Origin of the sequence: Pseudohaliea rubra DSM 19751, from assembly GCF_000764025.1 — a bacterium.
GTDB classification, from domain to species: Bacteria; Pseudomonadota; Gammaproteobacteria; order Pseudomonadales; family Halieaceae; genus Pseudohaliea; species Pseudohaliea rubra.
Genome location: NZ_KN234745.1, coordinates 176069 through 194471, shown reverse-complemented (window position 1 = coordinate 194471; position 18403 = coordinate 176069). Strand labels below are relative to the sequence as shown.

Below are 18403 nucleotides of genomic sequence, written 5' to 3'. Positions count from 1 at the left end.
GCGCCGCCGGCAACCACTGTGAGGATAGACCATGCAGGTTTCCATCGAAACGACCTCCGGCCTCGAGCGACGCCTGACCGTCGGGGTCCCCGCGGAGCGGGTTGACCAGGAGGTCGATAACCGGCTGCAGCAGGCCAAAAAGAATGTGCGGCTGCCAGGATTCCGGCCCGGCAAGGTACCCATGCGGGTGATGCGCCAGCGCTTTGGTGCAGGGGTCCGCCAGGAGGTGCTCGGTGAGGTCATGAGTCAGAGCTTCCAGGACGCGGTAATGCAGGAGAAGCTGCGCCCGGCCGGCCAGCCTACGATCGAGCCGCGCAATCTTGAGGCCGGTCAGGATCTCGAGTACGTCGCCACCTTTGAGGTGTTCCCTGAGGTTACCCTGAAGGACGTCTCCGGTTTCACCGTAGAGAAGCCCGCCGCCAGCGTCACCGATGAAGACGTCGACAACATCATCGACGTCTTCCGTCGCCAGCAAGGCAGCTGGGAGGAAGTCGAGCGCGCGGCCCAGGAGGGCGACAAGGTCAATATCGATTTCACGGGCACCCGTGACGGTGAGCCCTTTGAGGGCGGCAGCGGTGAGGGCACGGAGCTGGAGCTGGGCAGCGGTCGCATGGTGCCCGGTTTCGAGGACGGTATTACCGGCATGAGCCCCGGCGAGGAAAAGCGTCTCGCCCTGACCTTCCCCGAAGACTATCAGGAAGAGAGTCTGCAGGGCGCGGCGGTTGAATTTGCGGTCAAAGTCAACAGTGTCAGCGAGCTTCAGCTGGCACCGCTCGATGAAAAGCTCTTCGCTGCCTACGGTGTTGAGGGCGATGACGAGGCGAGTTTCCGTGCCGAAGTCGCTGCGAACATGGAGCGCGAGCTGCGCAATGCGACCCAGGCCCGGGTCAAGCAGCAGGTAATGGATTCGCTGCTCGAAGCCCATGATGATCTTGAGGTGCCGCAGGCCCTCATCGCCCAGGAAGTCGACGGCATGCGCCGGCAGATGTTCCAGCAGTTCGGCGGCGCCAGCGCCCAGAACCTCGATCTCAAGTCCCTGCTGCCGGATGAGATGTTCGCCGAGCGTGCCGGGCGCCGGGTCAAGCTGGGTCTGCTGCTCGCGGAGCTCATCAGCGAGCGCGAGCTCAAGGCGGACCCGGAGCGTGTACGCGGCGAGATCGAGGAGCTGGCTTCGACCTATCAGGAGCCGGAAGAGGTCATCAACTGGTACTACGGGAACCAGGAGCAGCTCCAGGCCGTAGAATCAAAAGTGCTGGAAGATCAGGCGGTCGAAGCTCTGCTCGAGCAGGCCTCGGTCTCCGAGGCGCCCTGCAGTTATCAGGAGGCAATCAGCCTCGGCCAGCAGGCGAACAACATCTGAACCCGAACCCGCGTCCACCCCGGGGTGGACGCAAACCAGCGCCCGCTTCCTGCGGGCCCCGCGCTAGAGGAAGTGAGCATATGGCCAACCAGCCCGGCGGTTACGAGCGGCAAACGGTACAGAACCTCGGCCTCGTGCCGATGGTGGTGGAGCAGACATCCCGGGGTGAGCGCTCCTACGATATCTTTTCCCGGCTGCTCAAGGAGCGCGTCATCTTTGTCGTGGGTCCGATCGAGGATCAAATGGCGAATCTCATTGTGGCGCAGCTCCTGTTCCTGGAGTCGGAGAACCCCGATAAGGATGTGCATCTCTACATCAACTCCCCCGGCGGTTCCGTGACCGCAGGTTTGTCGATTTACGACACGATGCAGTTCATCAAGCCCGACGTGAGCACCATGTGCGTCGGCCAGGCGGCCTCCATGGGCGCGTTCCTGCTCTGCGGCGGGGCAAAGGACAAGCGCTTCATCCTGCCCAATGCCCGCACGATGATCCACCAGCCCAGCGGCGGCGCCCAGGGCCAGGCGACTGACATCGATATCCAGGCCCGGGAGATCCTTATCATCCGTGAGCGTCTGAACCGCCTGATGGCGGAGCACACGGGCCAGCCGATTGAGGTGATCGAGCGCGACACGGAGCGCGACCGGTTCATGGACGCCAACCAGAGCTGTGACTACGGCCTGGTCGACACGGTCGTCAGCGCCCGTGGCACAGCGCCGGCAGGGGTCTGACAGCGGCCCCCGGGGCGGCGGTGACTTGCAAAGGCGCCGAAAAAACCTCACCCTTGGAGCGTAGAGAGTCGCGGCCGAGGCCGTGATCAGGGCGGCTTTTGAGCTGCCGGCAAGCAGGCAGAGAGACAGGCGGTTAGATGAGTAAGGAATCCTCCGGCAGCGGAGACGACAGCGGAAAGCTTCTGTACTGTTCGTTCTGCGGCAAGAGTCAGCACGAGGTGCGCAAGTTGATTGCGGGCCCCTCCGTGTTCATCTGCGACGAATGCGTGGATCTCTGCAACGATATCATCCGCGAGGAGGTTCAGGAGGCCGGCAGCGACGACAAGCAGGACCGGCTGCCGTCCCCGCGGGAAATCAATGACATCCTCGACGAGTATGTCATCGGCCAGCAGCGCGCCAAGAAAGTCCTCTCCGTCGCCGTGTACAACCATTACAAGCGCCTGCGCTACGGTAGCAGCGGTCGTGGTGAGGATGTGGAGCTGAGCAAGAGCAATATCCTGCTCGTGGGCCCCACGGGTTCCGGCAAGACCCTGCTCGCTGAAACCCTCGCGCGGCTCCTCGACGTGCCTTTCACTATCGCCGATGCCACGACGCTGACCGAGGCCGGATACGTCGGCGAGGACGTCGAGAACATTATTCAGAAGCTCCTGCAGAAGTGCGACTACGATGTGGAAAAGGCCCAGGTGGGCATTGTTTACATCGACGAGATCGACAAGATCTCCCGCAAGTCGGACAACCCCTCAATCACCCGTGACGTTTCCGGGGAGGGTGTACAGCAGGCACTGCTCAAGCTCATCGAAGGCACAGTAGCCTCGGTACCGCCCCAGGGGGGACGCAAGCACCCGCAGCAGGAGTTCCTGCAGGTGGATACCTCCAGCATCCTGTTCATCTGTGGCGGCGCCTTCGCCGGCCTCGACAAAGTCATCCGTAACCGTTCCGAGAAGGGCGGTATCGGTTTTTCGGCCGAGGTCAAAAGCAAGGATGAGAACCGGAACGTCGGTGAGCTGCTGTTCGAACTTGAGCCTGAAGACCTCGTGCAGTATGGCCTTATCCCCGAGTTTGTCGGTCGCCTGCCGGTAATCGCCACGCTCGAGGAACTGGACGTCACGGCCCTGGTGAAGATTCTCACCGAGCCGAAGAACTCCCTCACCAAGCAGTACGCCAAGCTGTTTGAGATGGAAGGTGTTGAGGTGGATTTCCGCGAGGACGGCCTGCGCGCTGTCGCCGAGCGGGCCATGGATCGCAAGACCGGCGCCCGGGGTCTGCGCTCCATCCTTGAGGGCGTGCTCCTCGACTCCATGTACAACATCCCGTCCCGGGACGATGTGGCCAAGGTCGTGATCGACGAATCGGTCATCCGTGGCGACTCGGAGCCCCTGCTCGTCTACCAGAACAGCGAACCGGCCCGCGCCGCGGCGCCGGAGGACTGACGGTCCCCGGCGAGCTCTCGCCGTTTCCGGCATCGGATCACTGGCAAGCGCCGGCGGGCGGCGGCGCTTGTAAAGTTGCCGTCGCGCCCCAACACTGATCATTACAGGTGACAGACCCGGAGAATTTTATGGGCGATGTATCCGCCTTGCAGCTACCCCTGCTTCCCCTGCGCGACGTCGTGGTGTACCCGCACATGGTACTGCCGCTCTTCGTGGGCCGGCAGAAATCCATCGACGCGCTCGAGACAGCCATGAGCGGCGACAAGCAGGTCCTCCTTGTGGCCCAGCGCAGTGCCGCCGAGGACAACCCCGGTGCCGACGACATTTACCAGGTGGGTACCGTTTCCAATATCCTGCAACTGCTCAGGCTTCCCGACGGCACCATCAAGGTGCTGGTGGAAGGGCTGTATCGAGCCGCAGTGGATTCCGTCGATGACGATGGCGCCTACGCGGTTGCCGGCGTACGTGAGATCGAAGGCGCCGAGCCTGACGAGAGCGAGGCCGAGGGCCTGGTCCGCTCCACGTCCAGTCAGTTTGAAAAGTATGTCAACCTGAGCAAGAAGGTGCCCGCAGAAGTGCTCACTTCCCTGTCCGGTATCGACGAGCCCGGTCGCCTGGCGGACACGATCGCCGCGCATATGGGCGTGGACCTGGAAGAAAAGCAGCGCATCCTCGAGATTGCTGATGTAAAGCCCCGCCTCGAGCACCTTATGGGCCTCATGGAAGCCGAAATCGACCTGTTTCAGGTGGAGAAGCGCATCCGCGGCCGCGTCAAGAAGCAGATGGAGAAGAGCCAGCGCGAGTATTACCTCAACGAGCAGATGAAGGCGATCCAGAAAGAGCTCGGGGAGATGGACGACGCGCCGAACGAGGCCGAGGAGCTGGAGGCCAGGATCAACGAGGCGCGCATGCCCGATGAGGCCCGGGAGAAAGCCCTGGGTGAGCTGTCGAAGCTGAAAATGATGTCGCCCATGTCAGCAGAGGCCTCCGTGGTACGCAGCTATCTGGACTGGATGGTCAGCGTGCCCTGGTCGAAGCGCAGTCGGGTCAAGCATGACCTCAAGCGCGCCCAGGACATCCTCGATGCCGATCACTACGGCCTCGAAGAGGTCAAGGAACGCATCGTCGAGTATCTGGCGGTGCAGAAGCGTGTGCGCAAGCTCAAGGGCCCGGTGCTCTGTCTGGTGGGCCCGCCGGGGGTCGGCAAGACCTCGCTCGGCGAGTCCCTGGCCCGGGCCACCAACCGGAAGTTTGTGCGCATGGCCCTGGGCGGGGTTCGCGACGAGGCGGAGATCCGCGGCCACCGCCGTACCTACATCGGTTCCATGCCCGGCAAGCTCCTCCAGAAAATGGCCAAGGCCGGTGTGCGCAACCCGCTGTTCCTGCTCGACGAGATCGACAAGATGGGCATGGACCACCGCGGTGATCCCGCCTCGGCCATGCTCGAGGTGCTGGATCCGGAGCAGAACCACGCTTTCAATGACCATTATCTGGAGGTGGACTACGACCTCTCGGACGTGATGTTCGTGTGCACCTCGAACACCATGAACATTCCGACGCCGCTTCTGGACCGGATGGAAGTGATCCGCATCCCCGGCTACACAGAGGATGAAAAACTCAACATTGCCCTCCGCTACCTGCTGCCAAAGCAGCTCAAGGTCAATGGCCTTAAGAAAGGGGAGATCGCCCTCAGCGACGCGGCAATCATCGATATCATCCGCTATTACACCCGCGAGGCCGGTGTGCGGGCGCTGGAGCGGGAGATCGCCAAGATCTGCCGCAAGATGGTCAAGCACATCGCGCTCAGTGAGGCCGAAGTGGGCACCGAGGTAGGGCCCGATGGCCTGGAGGATCTGCTCGGCGTGCGCAAGTTCAACTATGGCGTGGCCGAGGAAGAGAACAAGATCGGCCAGGTCACGGGCCTGGCCTGGACCTCCGTTGGCGGCGAACTGCTGACCATCGAGGCTGCGACAGTCGCCGGCAAGGGGCGCTACGTCAAGACCGGTTCCCTCGGCGACGTCATGCAGGAGTCCATCCAGGCGGCAAGCACGGTGGTGCGCAGCCGCTCCCAGCTTCTCGGCATCCCGGCGCGCTACCATGATACCCACGACCTGCATATCCACGTGCCGGAGGGGGCTACGCCGAAGGACGGTCCCAGCGCAGGTATCGCCATGTGCACGGCTCTGGTATCGGTCGCCACGGGCATTCCCGTGCGGGCCGATGTTGCCATGACGGGTGAGATCACCCTGCGTGGTGAGGTGCTGCCCATCGGCGGTCTCAAGGAAAAGCTCCTTGCGGCGCGCCGCGGCGGGATAAAAACGGTGATTATCCCCCGGGAAAACGAGCGCGACCTCAAGGAGGTACCCCTTAAGATCAAGGAAGATCTGGAGATCGTTGCCGTGAAGTGGATCGACGAGGTCCTGGCGCTTGCCCTGGAGAAGGCGCCGGAGCCGCTGAGTGACGACGACTACCTCGCGCCTGCCCCCGACCGGCAGCCGTCCGGAAGTGACGGCGAGGAGGGCGACGAGGCGCGCATGAACACTCACTGATGCAGTCAAGTTGACCGCGCGTCGGGCCGTGGTATAACCTGCCGTCCTTCCTGCGCGGGCCTTTCCAGCCTGATAAAACAAAGCTTGAACACGCCGGCACGGCGTCCATTACCGAAGGGGATCACAGTGAACAAATCCGAACTCATTGATGCAATCGCGGCCGATGCCGATATCAACAAGTCCGACGCGGGCCGCGCGCTTGACGCCGTTATCGACAACATCACCAAGGCACTCGTGAAGGGTGACCAGGTGTCCCTCGTGGGTTTTGGTACCTTCACCGTGAAGCCCCGGGCCGGCCGCGAGGGTCGCAACCCGCAGACCGGCGCCACGATCCAGATCGCGCCCTCCAACGTGCCGGGCTTCAAGGCCGGCAAGGCGCTCAAGGACGCGGTCAACAGCTGACCACGATCCACGGCCGGCACCGGGGCGAGCCAGGTAGCTCCGGCACAGGGAGCGCACTCAACGGGTGCGCTCTTTTTGTATCCGACACTGTCATTCCTGACTAACGCGACTGCGACTCACCATGCTCCAGAACATCCGCTCCAATATCCAGGGCACCCTGGCCAAGGTCATCATCGGCCTGATCGTTGTCTCCTTTGCGCTCTTCGGCATCGAGTCGATTCTGCTCGGTGGCGGCCAGAGCGGCGTGGCCGAGGTCAACGGCGAGGCGATCACGGCCTTCGAGGTTCAGCAGACCGTCAACCTGCAGCGCCGGCAACTCTTGTCGATGCTCGGCGACGATGCAGACCCGTCACTCCTCGACGATGACCGGCTCACCGGCCAGGCCATCGAAACGTTGATCCAGCGGGAGTTGCTTGTGCAGGCGGCGGGTGACCTCGGGCTGATGACCGCCGAACAGACCATCGGCGCCGTTGTCGGCGACATGGAGCAGTTTCAAGTGGCTGGCAGCTTTGATCAGGATCTGTTCCGCAGCGTTCTCGCGACCGCTGGCTTCACGCCGGCCCTGTTCAAGGAAAGCCTGCGGGAGGACCTGGTTACCAACCAGCTGCGCGCGGGGCTGGCCGCCAGCGACTTTGCCACCCCGGCGGAGCTGGCGCTGCAGGCACGCATAGCCGGCGAGCAGAGGGACCTGCGCTATCTGGCGATTCCCGTGGACCGCTTCGATAAAACGGATACCGTCGAGGCTGAAGCGGTTGCTGCGTGGTACGACGACCATCCCGAGCGTTTTATGACGCCTGAGAGTGTTGACGTAAGTTACATCGAGCTTACCCTGGAGGACTTCGAAGAGCCCGTCAGCGAGGAGACTCTGCGCGAGGAGTTCGACCTCACCCGCGACAGTTTCGACGTCCCCACGGAGGCGCGCGTTGCGCACATCCTGCTCATTCAGAGTGATGACGAGAGCGATGCGGCCTACGCGGCTCGCATCGCGGAGGCCCAGGCAGCAGCAACGGGTGACGAGGATTTTGCCGCCGTCGCCGGCCGTCTGTCCGATGACATCGGCTCCGCCTCGGTGGGGGGGGATCTTGGCTACACCGCCGGCGATACCTTCCCGGCCGCCATGGAGCAGGCGATCAGCGCACTCGCCGTTAATGCAGTGTCCGCGCCGGTGGAAACGGACGCCGGCACGCACATCATCAAGATTCTCGATCGGCGGGAGGGCAAGGCGGTAAGCTTCGAAGAGGTGCGGGGCCAGCTCGCCCAGCGCCTGCGCGAGAGTGCCGCGCGCGATGAGTTGCTGCGGATCGTGGAAGACCTGCGAGATCGCGCCTTCAATGCCGAGGACCTTTCGGCGCCTGCGGAGGCCCTCGGGCTGACCGTAGAGCGTGCGGAAGGCATACCCCGGGAGGGCGCCGAAGGGCGCTTTGCCGATCCACGGGTGCAAAGTGCCTTGTTTTCCGAAGAAGTACTGGTCGAGCGCCACAACAGTCCTGTACTTGAGCTTGCCCCGCAGCGCTATCTTGTCTTGCACGCGGACGCACACCACCTGCCGGAGCGGCAGCCGCTTGATGCCGTGCGCGACGAGATCGCCACGCGCATAGCCGCCGAGCGGGCCCGGGCCGCGGCGCTGGAAGAAGGCGAACGGCTGCTGGCGGCACTGGCTGGAGGGGAAAGGCTGGATGCTCTGGCCAGTGCAGGGGAGTACGAATGGCAGGTTGAGCTCGGCGCCACGCGCTCGGCTAATGCGCTGCCAACTGCCCTGGGGCGCCGGGTCTTCACCTTGCCCCCGCCTGAAGGCGAGGCGCCGGTGCGTGAGCTGGTCAGCAGTCCGGCAGGGGATATCTTTCTGGTCGAACTCACCCGGGTCACCCCCGGGAGCCTGGAGAACCTGCCGGCGCAACGCGAAAATCAGCTGCGCCGGAGTATCGCCGGCGAGTACGGCAGCATCATCATCGGGGCCTACGAAGGCGCGCTACGCGCCAGCGCGGAAGTTGAGGTCTACTGAGCGCCCCTGGCGGCGCTTACACCGTCGCCACGTCGCGTAGCATAGACCGTCGCGGCCGGGAGACCCGGTTGCGGCAGCTATTCTGCCTGCAGGCATGCAACATCACCTGGCGGAAAGGGACGGCCCCTATCGTGGAGATCCCTGCATGAGTGACAGCCTCGACAACGTGCAGCGCCAGCTTGAAGCGGCGCGCAGCGGGCTCGGTGGGCCGCCCCTGGAGCAGTGGAACCCGCGACTCTCCGGCACCATCGACATTCGCATTCTCGCAGACGGCAGCTGGCTCCACGAAGGTACACCGATCCGCCGGGAAGCGCTGGTGCGTCTGTTTGCCAGTATCCTGCGCCGGGAAAACGACGGTGCTTACTATCTGGTGACACCGGTAGAGAAGTGGCGGATTGCCGTGGATCTGCACCCGCTGGTCGTGGAAGACGTCGAGGCTGTCATGGAGGCCGGCCAGGCAACCCTGCTGGCCACCTGCAACACGGGGCGCCAGGTGGCCATCGACGCTGATCACCCGCTGTTCACCGAGCCTGCTGCCGCGGGGGCGGCGGTGGTGAGCCTTGAGCACGGTTTGACGGCTTTATTCAGCCGCAAGGCCTGGCCGCGCCTCGTCAACCTGGCGGTCGATGAGGACGGCGAAACAGTCATCTACAGCGCAGGCCAGCGTTTCCCCCTCGCCTGAAGCCCCGCCAGGGCGTGGCCTCCGCCGCTACATATTCGGGTAGTTGGGGCCGCCGAAACCTTCCGGTGTGACCCAGACGATATTCTGCGAGGGATCCTTGATATCGCAGGTCTTGCAGTGCACGCAGTTCTGCGCGTTTATCTGGAAGCGCTTATCGCCGTTCGCCTCTTCCACCACCTCGTAAACACCGGCCGGGCAGTAGCGCTGGGCGGGCTCATGGTAGAGCGGCAGGTTTGTCCCGATGGGGATCTCAGGGTCCTTCAGCGTCAGATGACAGGGCTGGTCTTCTTCGTGATTGGTGTTGGAGAGGAACACCGAGGAGAGCTTGTCGAAGCTGATAACGTTGTCCGGCTTCGGGTAGTCGATCTTCGGACACTGGTCCGCCGGTTTCATGGTGGCGTGGTCCGGCTTGCTGTCGTTCAGCGTGAAGGGCAGCTTGCCGCCGAAGATGTTCTGGTCAAGCCAGACCATGCCCGAGCCGACCATGAAGCCGAACTTGTGCATGAAACCGGAGAAGTTCCGCGTCCGGTAAAGCTCGTCGTAGAGCCAGGATTCCTTGAGTTTCGTTTCGAACCCGCTCAGCTCTGCGGGCGCGTCGTCGCCCTGAAGCAGGCCCTCGACCACCGCCTCGGCGGCGATCAGTCCACTCTTCATAGCCGTGTGATTACCCTTGATCTTGACGGCATTGAGGGTCCCCGCGTCACAGCCCAGGAGCAGGCCGCCGGGAAACTGCATGCGCGGCAGGGAATTGAGGCCGCCCTTGGCAATGGCTCGCGCGCCGTAGCTGAGCCGTGAGCCGCCTTCGAGATACTTGAGCGTCTCCGGGTGATGCTTCCAGCGCTGGAACTCGTCGTAGGGCGAGACGTGCGGATTGCTGTAATTCAGATCGGTAATGAATCCCAGGTACACCTGATTGTTCTCGGCGTGGTACATGAACGCGCCGCCGGAGGTGCCGCTTTCCTTGAGCGGCCAGCCAAGGCCGTGAACCACAAGGCCTTCCCGATGCTGGTCTGCAGGGATTTCCCAGATCTCCTTGATGCCGATGCCATAGTGCTGAGGGTCGCGATCGGCGGCGAGGTTGAAGCGCTCCATGAGCTGCTTGCCAAGGTGACCGCGGCAGCCCTCGCAGAACAGCGTATAGCGGGCGTGGAGTTCCATGCCCGGCATGTAGCTGTCTTTCTGTTCGCCGCTGGCGCTGATGCCCATGTCGCCGGTAGCGATGCCTTTCACACGGCCGTCTTCGTGGTAGAGAACCTCAGCGGCGGCAAAGCCCGGGTAGACTTCAACGCCAAGATTTTCCGCCTGTTGCGCGAGCCAGCGGCAGACATTGCCCATGGAGACGATGTAATTGCCTTCGTTGTGCGTGGGCTTTGGAATGAGAAAGTTCGGCAACTTCACGGCGCCCTTAGCGCTGGTGTAAAAGAAGAAGTTGTCTTCCGTCACCTGCGTCTGGATCGGGGCATCCATGTCCTGCCAGTCCGGGAAAAGCTCGGCGAGGGCGCGGGGCTCGAGCACAGCACCGGACAGGATATGTGCACCGACCTCCGAGCCCTTCTCCACCACGCAGACCGTGAGTTCGTGCTCATGGGCCTGGGCGAGCTGCATGATGCGGCAGGCGGCGGAGAGGCCGGCCGGCCCGGCGCCCACGATAACCACATCGAATTCCATTGACTCGCGTTCCACGGCTGTCTCCTGCATGTTCGCTGCGTCCTTCCGGGAGTGGGGATAAGAGATTGAAAAGCAAAGGGATTATAAGCGGGCTGGGAGCCAAAAACTAGTTCAGCCCGGCACCATAGAGAGCGCGCAGTTCCTCCCCGAGGAGGCGCAGGCCGCGGGCGACAACTGCCGGGTCCTGGGCGTAGGACAGGCGCAGGCACTGGCGCGCGTGAGCCCAGGCCGGATCGAGGCTGATGAAAAACCGTTCTCCCGGGATGGCCAGGAGCCCGCGCGCCTTGAGGCGCCGGTAGAGTTCCTGCGAAGGCACCGGGAGGTCGTCGAACCAGAGCCAGAGAAAAAAGGCACCATCGGGCCGGTGCACGCGCCAGGGCAGGCCCTCAAGCTCCCGGTGCAATCCGGCAAGGGTCTCCTCGCAGCGCGCCCGGTAGAAGGGACGCAGCAGCTCGCCGCTGACCCGGTCCATGGTGCCGTCTTCGAGCATACGCGTCGCCAGCACCGGCCCGAGGTTGCCGGCGGCCAGGCTGATGATGGTGCTGGCGCTTGCGAAGGCGCGGACGATGGGCTCGGCGGCGATCACGATGCCGGTGCGTGCCCCGGGGAGTCCGAGCTTGGACAGGCTCAGGGTAAGTATCGTTTGCTCGTCCCAGGCGGGTGCGGCTTCGGTAAACGTGATCGCCGGGAAGGGGTCGCCATAGGCGCCGTCGACGATCAGCGGGATGTCCGCTGAGCGCGCCAGGGTACCGAGGCGCTCGAGCTCGGCAGCCCCGAGCACGTTGCCCGTGGGATTGGTGGGTCGGGAAACGCACAGCGCCCCAACGCCGTCGTCGATGACCAACTGGTCAAAGGCCACGTGGTAGCGGAATTGCCGGTCTGGCAGCAGCTCAATGGCCGGCGCTGTGGCGGAGAAAAAATCAGCTGAAAGGCCCGCATCAGCATAGCCGATGTACTCCGGGACCAGCGGCAGGTGGATGCGTCGCTGGCTGCCGTCGGGCATGGCGCCGGCGAAGAGGTTGTAAAGGATAAAGTAGGCCGACTGGCTGCCATTGGAGACAGCAATGTGCTCCGCCCCCACCTCCCAGCCGTAACGGTCGCGGAGGTAGCGGGCGAGAGCCTCACGAAAGGACGGGTTACCCTGGGGCGACTGATAGGCCCCGACCAGGCGCTGCCACTCCCCGGGCTCGGCGAGCAGCGCCTCGAGGGTCTTGCGGAAAGTCTCTTCCGCTGCCGGAACGCGTGCGGGGTTGCCGCCGCCCATGAATACCAGCTCCGGATCGGCGCGCAGCGCCTCGCCGAGGTCGCTCATAAGGTCCACGACCCCGGAGCGTCCCGCGAACTTCTCGCCGAAGCGGCTCAGGCGCACAGCGCGACAGCACCCTGCACCGGGCACAGAGCGGCGTAGGTAAGCGGTGTCCAGCCAAGGCCCAGTACGGCCCGCAGCTGCTGGCCCAGCAACAGCTCGGGATCTCTCGGATGCACGGCAATGCGCAAGGGACGGCCACGACGCCGCGCCTGGCGCAGCTGCAGTCGGTTCCACTTGCCTAGAAACTCGGCGCGCAGCCTCGTATCCGCCTCGAAACCAGCCAGGGGCAGGGATACAAAGCGGAAAGTTCCCGCTGCGTCGCGCAGGTGCACCCCGCGGAGGGACTCGAGAACGGCGAAGGGTTGCTCCTCCCGGGCGCTACCCCGCAGCCGCCCCAGGGCCCAGGCTGGTGGAATATAGGTGTGTGGCGCGGGCAGATCGCGCTCTAGAAACCAGTCCCGGGAGCGGTACGTAAGGGCAATGGCACCGCCGCGGTCGAGGGCCAGGTGCTCGGCCACATTCCTCGACAGCAGTGCCGCGTGCGTGCGGTGATAAGCGGTGCGCGGCACCGTGTGGTGGGTCCAGCCGTGGGCCACGAGCTCGTGGCCGGCGCCCGCCAGCTCCCGCAGCACCGCCACGCCGGTGTCGTTCCAGCCGGCGCCGGGAACAACCAGCAGCGCCGTGCGGCTGATGCCGAACTGGGCGAGGAGGGCGAGGCAGCCCTGCACCGCCGGCAGAGTGTCCGGCATCACGTCGTGAACGGATACGAGGGCCGTTGGTTTCATCGCGTCTCCCTGCCGTTGTCAGCGACCACTGTGCGGAGGAGACCCTGCCACTCATCGATGGTGGCGTTGTTAAGGATCACCGCGGAGGTCCTGCACTGGCGCTCAATCCTTTCCCAGCGCCCCGGGCCATAAGCCTGAAGCGAATGCAGGCACTCTGCAAGGCTGTCGCCCGGCGCAAAAGGTATAAGCCCGGGGCGCAACAAGGGCCAGTCGTGGATCCCCGCCGCCGTCGAGACCAGCGCCGGGCGGCCCCGGGCCATGGCCTCGAGGGCGATAGAGCCGAAGGTCTCGAAGCGCGATGGAAGCAGCAGCAGGCTCGCACTGTCGATGAGGTCGATAAGTGCCGGACGGTCGAGCCAGCCGGTGAAGCGCACATTGGCGAGCCCCGCTGCCCGCTGCTCGAGGGCTTCGCGCAGCGGGCCCTCGCCGCCGATGACGAACTCCACGTCGGGCAGTACCCGGGCCGCATCGATCACGAGCTCGACATTTTTTTCCGGCGCCAGGCGGCCGGCAAAGCAGACCCGGGACAGGCGCCCGGCTATGGGCCGGCCCGGCTGTTCGAGGAACACCCGGGGCAGCGGGGTACCGACGACCTGAACGTGGCCGGCGCCATAGCCGCGTACGGCTTCCGTGAGTCCAGTGTTGTTGATCAGGACCAGCCTGGCGCGGCGGCAGATCAGACGGTTGGCAGTACCGACGACGACGTTGACCAGCCAGCGCGCCAAGGGCGGCCAGTACAGGCGGGCGAGGCGCTCGAAGTCTGTGTGGAAGGCGGCAACCAGCGGCAGGCCCCGCCGCCGTGCGTACCAGCAGCCGAGAAGGCCGTAGAGACCGGGCGTGACCACAACGACTACGTCCGGCCTCAGTGCTTTCAGGGCCCGGTTGGTACGTCGCAGCGGCGGCGCCTCGAGGCGCTGGCTCGGGTCCCCGGGCATGGGGATTGACAGGAGCGGCCCCGGCGGCTGAGCGCTGGGCTGGAACATGACCAGCCCCGCCAGGTGCGGGCCGAGCTGAGGAAGCAGATCGTGATAATAGGCGCCCGTGCCGTTGCGCTCTGGCAGAGCGTCGGAGAAAAAGGCTACCCGCAGGGGACGGCCGGGCAGATCGCCTCCGGCAGTGGTCCTCTGCATGCTCACGGCGCGATCGCCAGACGCGCCGGGCTGGCCAGGAGAGCGCTGTAGGCAGCGCCCAGCTCCCGGTCCACGCTTTCCGCCGACAGGCGGAAGGCGGCCAGGCTGTAGCGATGGCCTCCGGGCGCCTCAGCGGGTGGGAGCGCTCCGCTGCGTGCTCCAAGCCAGTCGGCGAGGGCGGCGGCCACCGGCGCCGGTGCGGCGCGCAGGTCGCGCTGCGCCAGGATTTTTACGCGCCCGGGGGCAGCGGCGGCAAAGGCCACCAGATCGTCCAGAAAAGCGCCGTAGAGGCGCCGGAAACGCGCTGTGGTCCGGGTGCCATCCGGATCCGTGCCGAAGAGGCGGCGGGCCGGGCGCAGGGCGCTGAGCTGCGAGGCCAGCGCCGTGCTCGGCTGGCGTACACAAAGAACAAACATCGCGTCCGGATAGCGTTCGGCGAGGTAGGGGAGCCAGCTGGCGAAGGCCGCGTTTTTCGACAGGAAACGCTCGCCCGGGTGGCAGTAGCAGTGGCGCTGCAGGATGCGGTGGTAGAAGGCCATCAACGCACGGCGTCGGCGTGCGGGCAGGGTCGACAGGGTGCCCAGCTGCTCGAGGTTCCGGTCGAAGGGAAACGCCATGAGCAGCAGAAAGCAACCGGCCACCGGCAGCAGGCAGAGGTAGTCTTCCTCCGCGTCCTGGAGCCCGACGGCGTGGACGCTGGCAAAGTCGCCACTGCCCCGGGCAATGAGCCAGTCCAGGGCCCGCGCGAGAGGGGCGCCCAGCCGCCGGTCCAGGCGGGCGAGGGCCCGCAGAGCCCGGCGCTGGCAGATCGCAGGGGCGAGCAGCGCCTCCCAGGTGCGCACGGTGGTGAAGCCCTCTCCGCTGGCGAGTAGCCGGTGCAGATAGGTGGTGCCGCTGCGCGGGATGCCTGCGATGAAGACCGGGCGCTGAAGGGCTTGCTGGCGATAGTCCGGAAACAACAGCTCGTCCAGCGCCAGAGCCAGCCAGTGCAGTAGCTGCAGGAGGAGGAAGAGCGGGAAGAGAAGCAGGAACAGGAGCCTTCGCGGGCCGAGGGGCGCCGCCGGATGCCGCCCCGGCAGAACACTGCGCAGGTAGCAGCGACCGTAAATGGCCATGGCGACCAGAAAGCTCTGCAGCATGGTTTCCCGCCCCGTGGCCCGAAAAAGGCACCTAGTCTACAGGTAACGCCGGCACGGGCGAACCGCCGCTTTGCGCCACCGCCGGGCGGGACACTCCTATTGACCCCCCCGCACAAACTCGGCAACATGTGTCGCCGATTCCGCCCCCCGGGGCGCAGCCCGGGTCCCGCTGTGACAGTTCGCTGTGTGATCCCACCCCCTTTCAACCACACGACACTGGAGTTTTCATGAAGGTTTTGGTCGCTGTGAAGCGCGTGGTCGACTATAACGTCAAGGTCCGCGCCAAGGCCGACGGATCCGACGTCGACCTCAATAACGTCAAGATGTCTATTAACCCGTTCTGCGAAATCGCGGTCGAGGAAGCCGTGCGCCTCAAGGAAGCCGGTGTTGCGACCGAGGTCATTGCCGTCTCGATCGGCGACAAGGCCTGCCAGGAACAGATCCGCACGGCTCTGGCTCTCGGCGCCGACCGGGGTATCCAGGTCGAGACCGAAGGCGCCGTGGAGCCGCTGGTTGTCGCCAAGCTCCTCAAGGGAGTGGTTGAGAAGGAAGAGCCGCAGCTCGTCATCCTGGGCAAACAATCGATCGATGGCGACAACAATCAGACTGGACAGATGCTGGGCGCTCTTGCCGGCATGCCCCAGGGTACCTTTGCTTCCGTGGTCAAGGTTGACGGTGACCGGGTGCAGGTGACCCGGGAGGTTGACGGTGGCCTGCAGACGGTGAGCCTCACGCTCCCGGCCATTGTCACTACGGATCTGCGCCTGAACGAGCCCCGCTATGCGTCGCTCCCGAACATCATGAAGGCCAAGAAGAAGCAACTGGACGTCTATACCCCTGCAGACCTCGGCGTGGAGGTGACAAAGCACCTGACGCTGGTGAAGGTCGAGCCGCCGGCGGAGCGCCAGGCCGGGATCAAGGTTGAAAGCGTCGACGAGCTCGTGGACAAACTGAAGAACGAAGCGAAGGTGATCTGATGGGAACCCTGGTAGTAGCCGAACACGACAACGCGACCCTCAACCCGGCCACCCTGAATGCCGTCGCGGCCGCCCAGGCACTTGGCGCCGACATTGACGTGCTGGTGGCCGGCAACGGCTGCGGTGCTGCAGGCGAAGCCGCCGCCAAGGTGCCGGGCGTCGGCAAGGTTCTGGTCGCCGATAACGCCGTCTACGAGCATGCGCTTGCCGAGAACACCAGCCTCCTGATTGCCGAGCTTGCCGCCGGCTACGACAACGTTGTTGCCGCCGCCACGACCAGTGGCAAGAACATCATGCCGCGCGTGGCAGCGCTGCTGGACGTCGCGCAGATCTCCGATGTCATTGCCGTCGAGGCTGCGGACACCTTCAAGCGGCCGATCTATGCCGGCAACGTTATCGCCACGGTGCAGACGGCCGACGCCAAGAAGGTGATCACGGTGCGGGCAACGGCCTTCGATCCGGTCGCGGCCGAGGGGGGCTCTGCCGCCATCGAGGTTGTGGACGCGGTGCACGATGCCGGGCTCTCCAGCTTCGTCGGTGAGGAACTGGCCCAGTCTGATCGCCCGGAACTGACCGCGGCACCGGTGGTTATCTCCGGTGGCCGGGGCATGCAGAACGGCGATAACTTCAAGCTTCTCGACGGTATCGCCGACAAGCTCGGGGCGGCCATTGGCGCATCCCGGGCGGCTGTGGATGCTGGCTTTGTGCCGAACGATATGCAGGTTGGCCAGACCGGCAAGATCGTGGCGCCTGACCTCTACGTTGCTGTGGGCATTTCCGGTGCCATCCAGCACCTGGCAGGCATGAAGGACTCGAAGGTCATCGTCGCCATCAACAAGGACGAGGACGCACCGATCTTCCAGGTCGCCGACTACGGCCTGGTGGCGGACCTCTTTGAGGCCTTGCCGGAGCTGGAAGGCAAACTCTGACAGCTGCCCCCGCCCGCCGGGCAACTACCCTGAAAGCCGGCCCTGTGCCGGCTTTTTTTGTCCTGGGCCTGGTTTCTTCTTAATACCCGATTTCTTGCTGTGCCTAGTCCCGCCGAAGCCGGTCCGAGATGGCGATCGGGGTGGGGTAGTTGAGCACCACGATATAGGACGAGGCCAGAAGTGTCAGGATCGTGGTGGCCTGGATAAGCAGGGAGGCATCCTGGCTGATGAGCGCCCGATCAAAAGCGATATAGGCGATGAGCAGAGAGAACTCGCTGGCCTGGCCCAGGCGGAAGCCCAGATCCCAGGCGAGGCTGCGACTCTCGCTCATGCCGCCGAGGAGATAGCGGTAAGTGACCGGCTTCAGCGCCAGCACCAGCGCAGACAGCAACAGCGCCGGCAGCAGGATGCGGTCCAGCTGACCGAGGTCGAAGCGGGCGCCGACGCTGAAAAAGAACAGGATCAGGAAGAAATCGCGAAGCGGCCGCAGGCTGCCGGCGATGTACTGGGCGATGGGGCTGGTAGCAATGGTTACGCCGGCGATGAAGGCGCCGATCTCCTCACTGAGGCCGAGGAGCTGGGCCACTTCCGCCACGCCCAGGCACCAGCCGATAGCGACCAGAAAAATGTACTCGTGGAAGCGATCGAAGCGGGCGATGAGCGGCAGCAATACGAAGCGCACGGCGACCCAGGCCCCGGCACCAAGGAGCGGCAGGCTGAGCAGCGACAGGGCGGCCGCGCTGCCGCCGCCGTCGCCGCCCATGAGCAGCATGAGCACAACAATCGCAAGCAGGTCCTGGAGCAGCAGCATCCCTACCATCAACTCACCGGTATGCCGGTGATGCAGCACTGTGGTCGGCAACAGCTTGATGCCGATGATGGTCGATGAAAACATCATCGCGGCCCCCACCACGAGCGCATCAAGGCGCGTTGGCAGAAAGGGGAGGGCCAGGGCATAGCCGGCCAGGAGAAACAGAGTCGAACTGATCACCATCACCACCGTGGCATTACGCAAGGTGGCGAAAAGCGCCCGGGGCTGCATATCAAGGCCAAGCAGAAACAACAGGAAGATGATTCCGATGTGACCGATGTCCGATAACAGCTTGAGGTCCGGCACCAGGCTGAGGCCGTAGGGCCCGATGCAGGCGCCGAGGGCGATATAGGCGATGATCAGGGGTTGCCGCGTATAGAGGGCAACCGAAGCGAAGACTGCCGCACCGGAAAAGATCAGGAAGAAAGAGAAGGTGATGGACGCGCCTTCCACGGGGCCCCCGGCATGACGTAAAGAGCCAGTCTAGCCCCTCGGTGGGGCT

15 protein-coding genes are annotated in these 18403 nt (G+C 64.5%); 9 read left to right on the top strand and 6 right to left on the bottom strand.

Going from position 1 to position 18403, the window contains the following annotated elements:
• The first annotated feature begins 31 nt into the window (after positions 1-31).
• From tig to HRUBRA_RS00865, 7 genes are all read left to right on the top strand, one after another.
• Positions 32-1360, top strand: a complete 1329-nt coding sequence (gene tig, locus HRUBRA_RS00895; protein ID WP_035513554.1) for a trigger factor — start codon at positions 32-34, stop codon at positions 1358-1360.
• An 80-nt stretch (positions 1361-1440) separates the two neighbouring features.
• A complete protein-coding gene (gene clpP, locus HRUBRA_RS00890; protein ID WP_035513551.1) occupies positions 1441-2088 on the top strand; it encodes an ATP-dependent Clp endopeptidase proteolytic subunit ClpP in 648 nt (215 codons plus the stop codon).
• 137 nt (positions 2089-2225) lie between these two features.
• On the top strand, positions 2226-3518 hold the full coding sequence (gene clpX, locus HRUBRA_RS00885; RefSeq protein WP_035513549.1) for an ATP-dependent Clp protease ATP-binding subunit ClpX: 1293 nt from the start codon (positions 2226-2228) through the stop codon (positions 3516-3518).
• Between the two features lie 128 nt (positions 3519-3646).
• The gene (gene lon / locus HRUBRA_RS00880) at positions 3647-6067 is read left to right on the top strand and encodes an endopeptidase La (RefSeq protein ID WP_035513547.1); all 2421 of its coding nucleotides are present in this window, start codon (positions 3647-3649) and stop codon (positions 6065-6067) included.
• A 126-nt stretch (positions 6068-6193) separates the two neighbouring features.
• Complete coding sequence (locus HRUBRA_RS00875) at positions 6194-6469, top strand: HU family DNA-binding protein (protein ID WP_035513545.1); 276 nt, start codon at positions 6194-6196, stop codon at positions 6467-6469.
• 121 nt (positions 6470-6590) lie between these two features.
• Complete coding sequence (locus HRUBRA_RS00870) at positions 6591-8471, top strand: SurA N-terminal domain-containing protein (RefSeq protein ID WP_035513543.1); 1881 nt, start codon at positions 6591-6593, stop codon at positions 8469-8471.
• 145 nt (positions 8472-8616) lie between these two features.
• Positions 8617-9153, top strand: coding sequence for a DUF1285 domain-containing protein (locus tag HRUBRA_RS00865; RefSeq protein ID WP_035513540.1), 537 nt, complete (start codon positions 8617-8619; stop codon positions 9151-9153).
• A gap of 27 nt (positions 9154-9180) precedes the next feature.
• On the opposite strand, the gene HRUBRA_RS00860 is transcribed toward HRUBRA_RS00865, so the two are convergent.
• The 5 genes from HRUBRA_RS00860 to HRUBRA_RS00840 form a co-directional block, all read right to left on the bottom strand.
• A complete protein-coding gene (locus tag HRUBRA_RS00860) occupies positions 9181-10836 on the bottom strand; it encodes an electron transfer flavoprotein-ubiquinone oxidoreductase (RefSeq protein ID WP_035513702.1) in 1656 nt (551 codons plus the stop codon).
• Between the two features lie 91 nt (positions 10837-10927).
• Positions 10928-12190: a valine--pyruvate transaminase gene (locus tag HRUBRA_RS00855; protein ID WP_035513539.1), complete on the bottom strand. Its 1263-nt coding sequence runs from the start codon at positions 12188-12190 to the stop codon at positions 10928-10930.
• The gene (locus tag HRUBRA_RS00850) at positions 12181-12915 is read right to left on the bottom strand and encodes a DUF2334 domain-containing protein (protein ID WP_052094232.1); all 735 of its coding nucleotides are present in this window, start codon (positions 12913-12915) and stop codon (positions 12181-12183) included. The genes HRUBRA_RS00855 and HRUBRA_RS00850 overlap by 10 nt, the downstream gene beginning before the upstream one ends.
• Positions 12912-14045: a glycosyltransferase gene (locus tag HRUBRA_RS00845; RefSeq protein ID WP_035513697.1), complete on the bottom strand. Its 1134-nt coding sequence runs from the start codon at positions 14043-14045 to the stop codon at positions 12912-12914. The genes HRUBRA_RS00850 and HRUBRA_RS00845 overlap by 4 nt, the downstream gene beginning before the upstream one ends.
• A 2-nt stretch (positions 14046-14047) precedes the next feature.
• Complete coding sequence (locus HRUBRA_RS00840) at positions 14048-15184, bottom strand: sulfotransferase (protein ID WP_052094231.1); 1137 nt, start codon at positions 15182-15184, stop codon at positions 14048-14050.
• A gap of 227 nt (positions 15185-15411) precedes the next feature.
• Between HRUBRA_RS00840 and HRUBRA_RS00835 the strand changes: the two genes are divergently transcribed.
• Positions 15412-16161: an electron transfer flavoprotein subunit beta/FixA family protein gene (locus HRUBRA_RS00835; protein WP_035513536.1), complete on the top strand. Its 750-nt coding sequence runs from the start codon at positions 15412-15414 to the stop codon at positions 16159-16161.
• Entirely contained in the window at positions 16161-17090 is a 930-nt protein-coding gene (locus HRUBRA_RS00830; RefSeq protein WP_035513534.1) for an FAD-binding protein, read from the top strand. The genes HRUBRA_RS00835 and HRUBRA_RS00830 overlap by 1 nt, the downstream gene beginning before the upstream one ends.
• 103 nt (positions 17091-17193) lie before the next feature.
• Here HRUBRA_RS00830 and HRUBRA_RS00825 read toward each other — a convergent pair whose 3' ends face one another.
• The gene (locus tag HRUBRA_RS00825) at positions 17194-18354 is read right to left on the bottom strand and encodes a cation:proton antiporter domain-containing protein (RefSeq protein ID WP_035513532.1); all 1161 of its coding nucleotides are present in this window, start codon (positions 18352-18354) and stop codon (positions 17194-17196) included.
• Between the last annotated feature and the right edge of the window lie 49 nt (positions 18355-18403).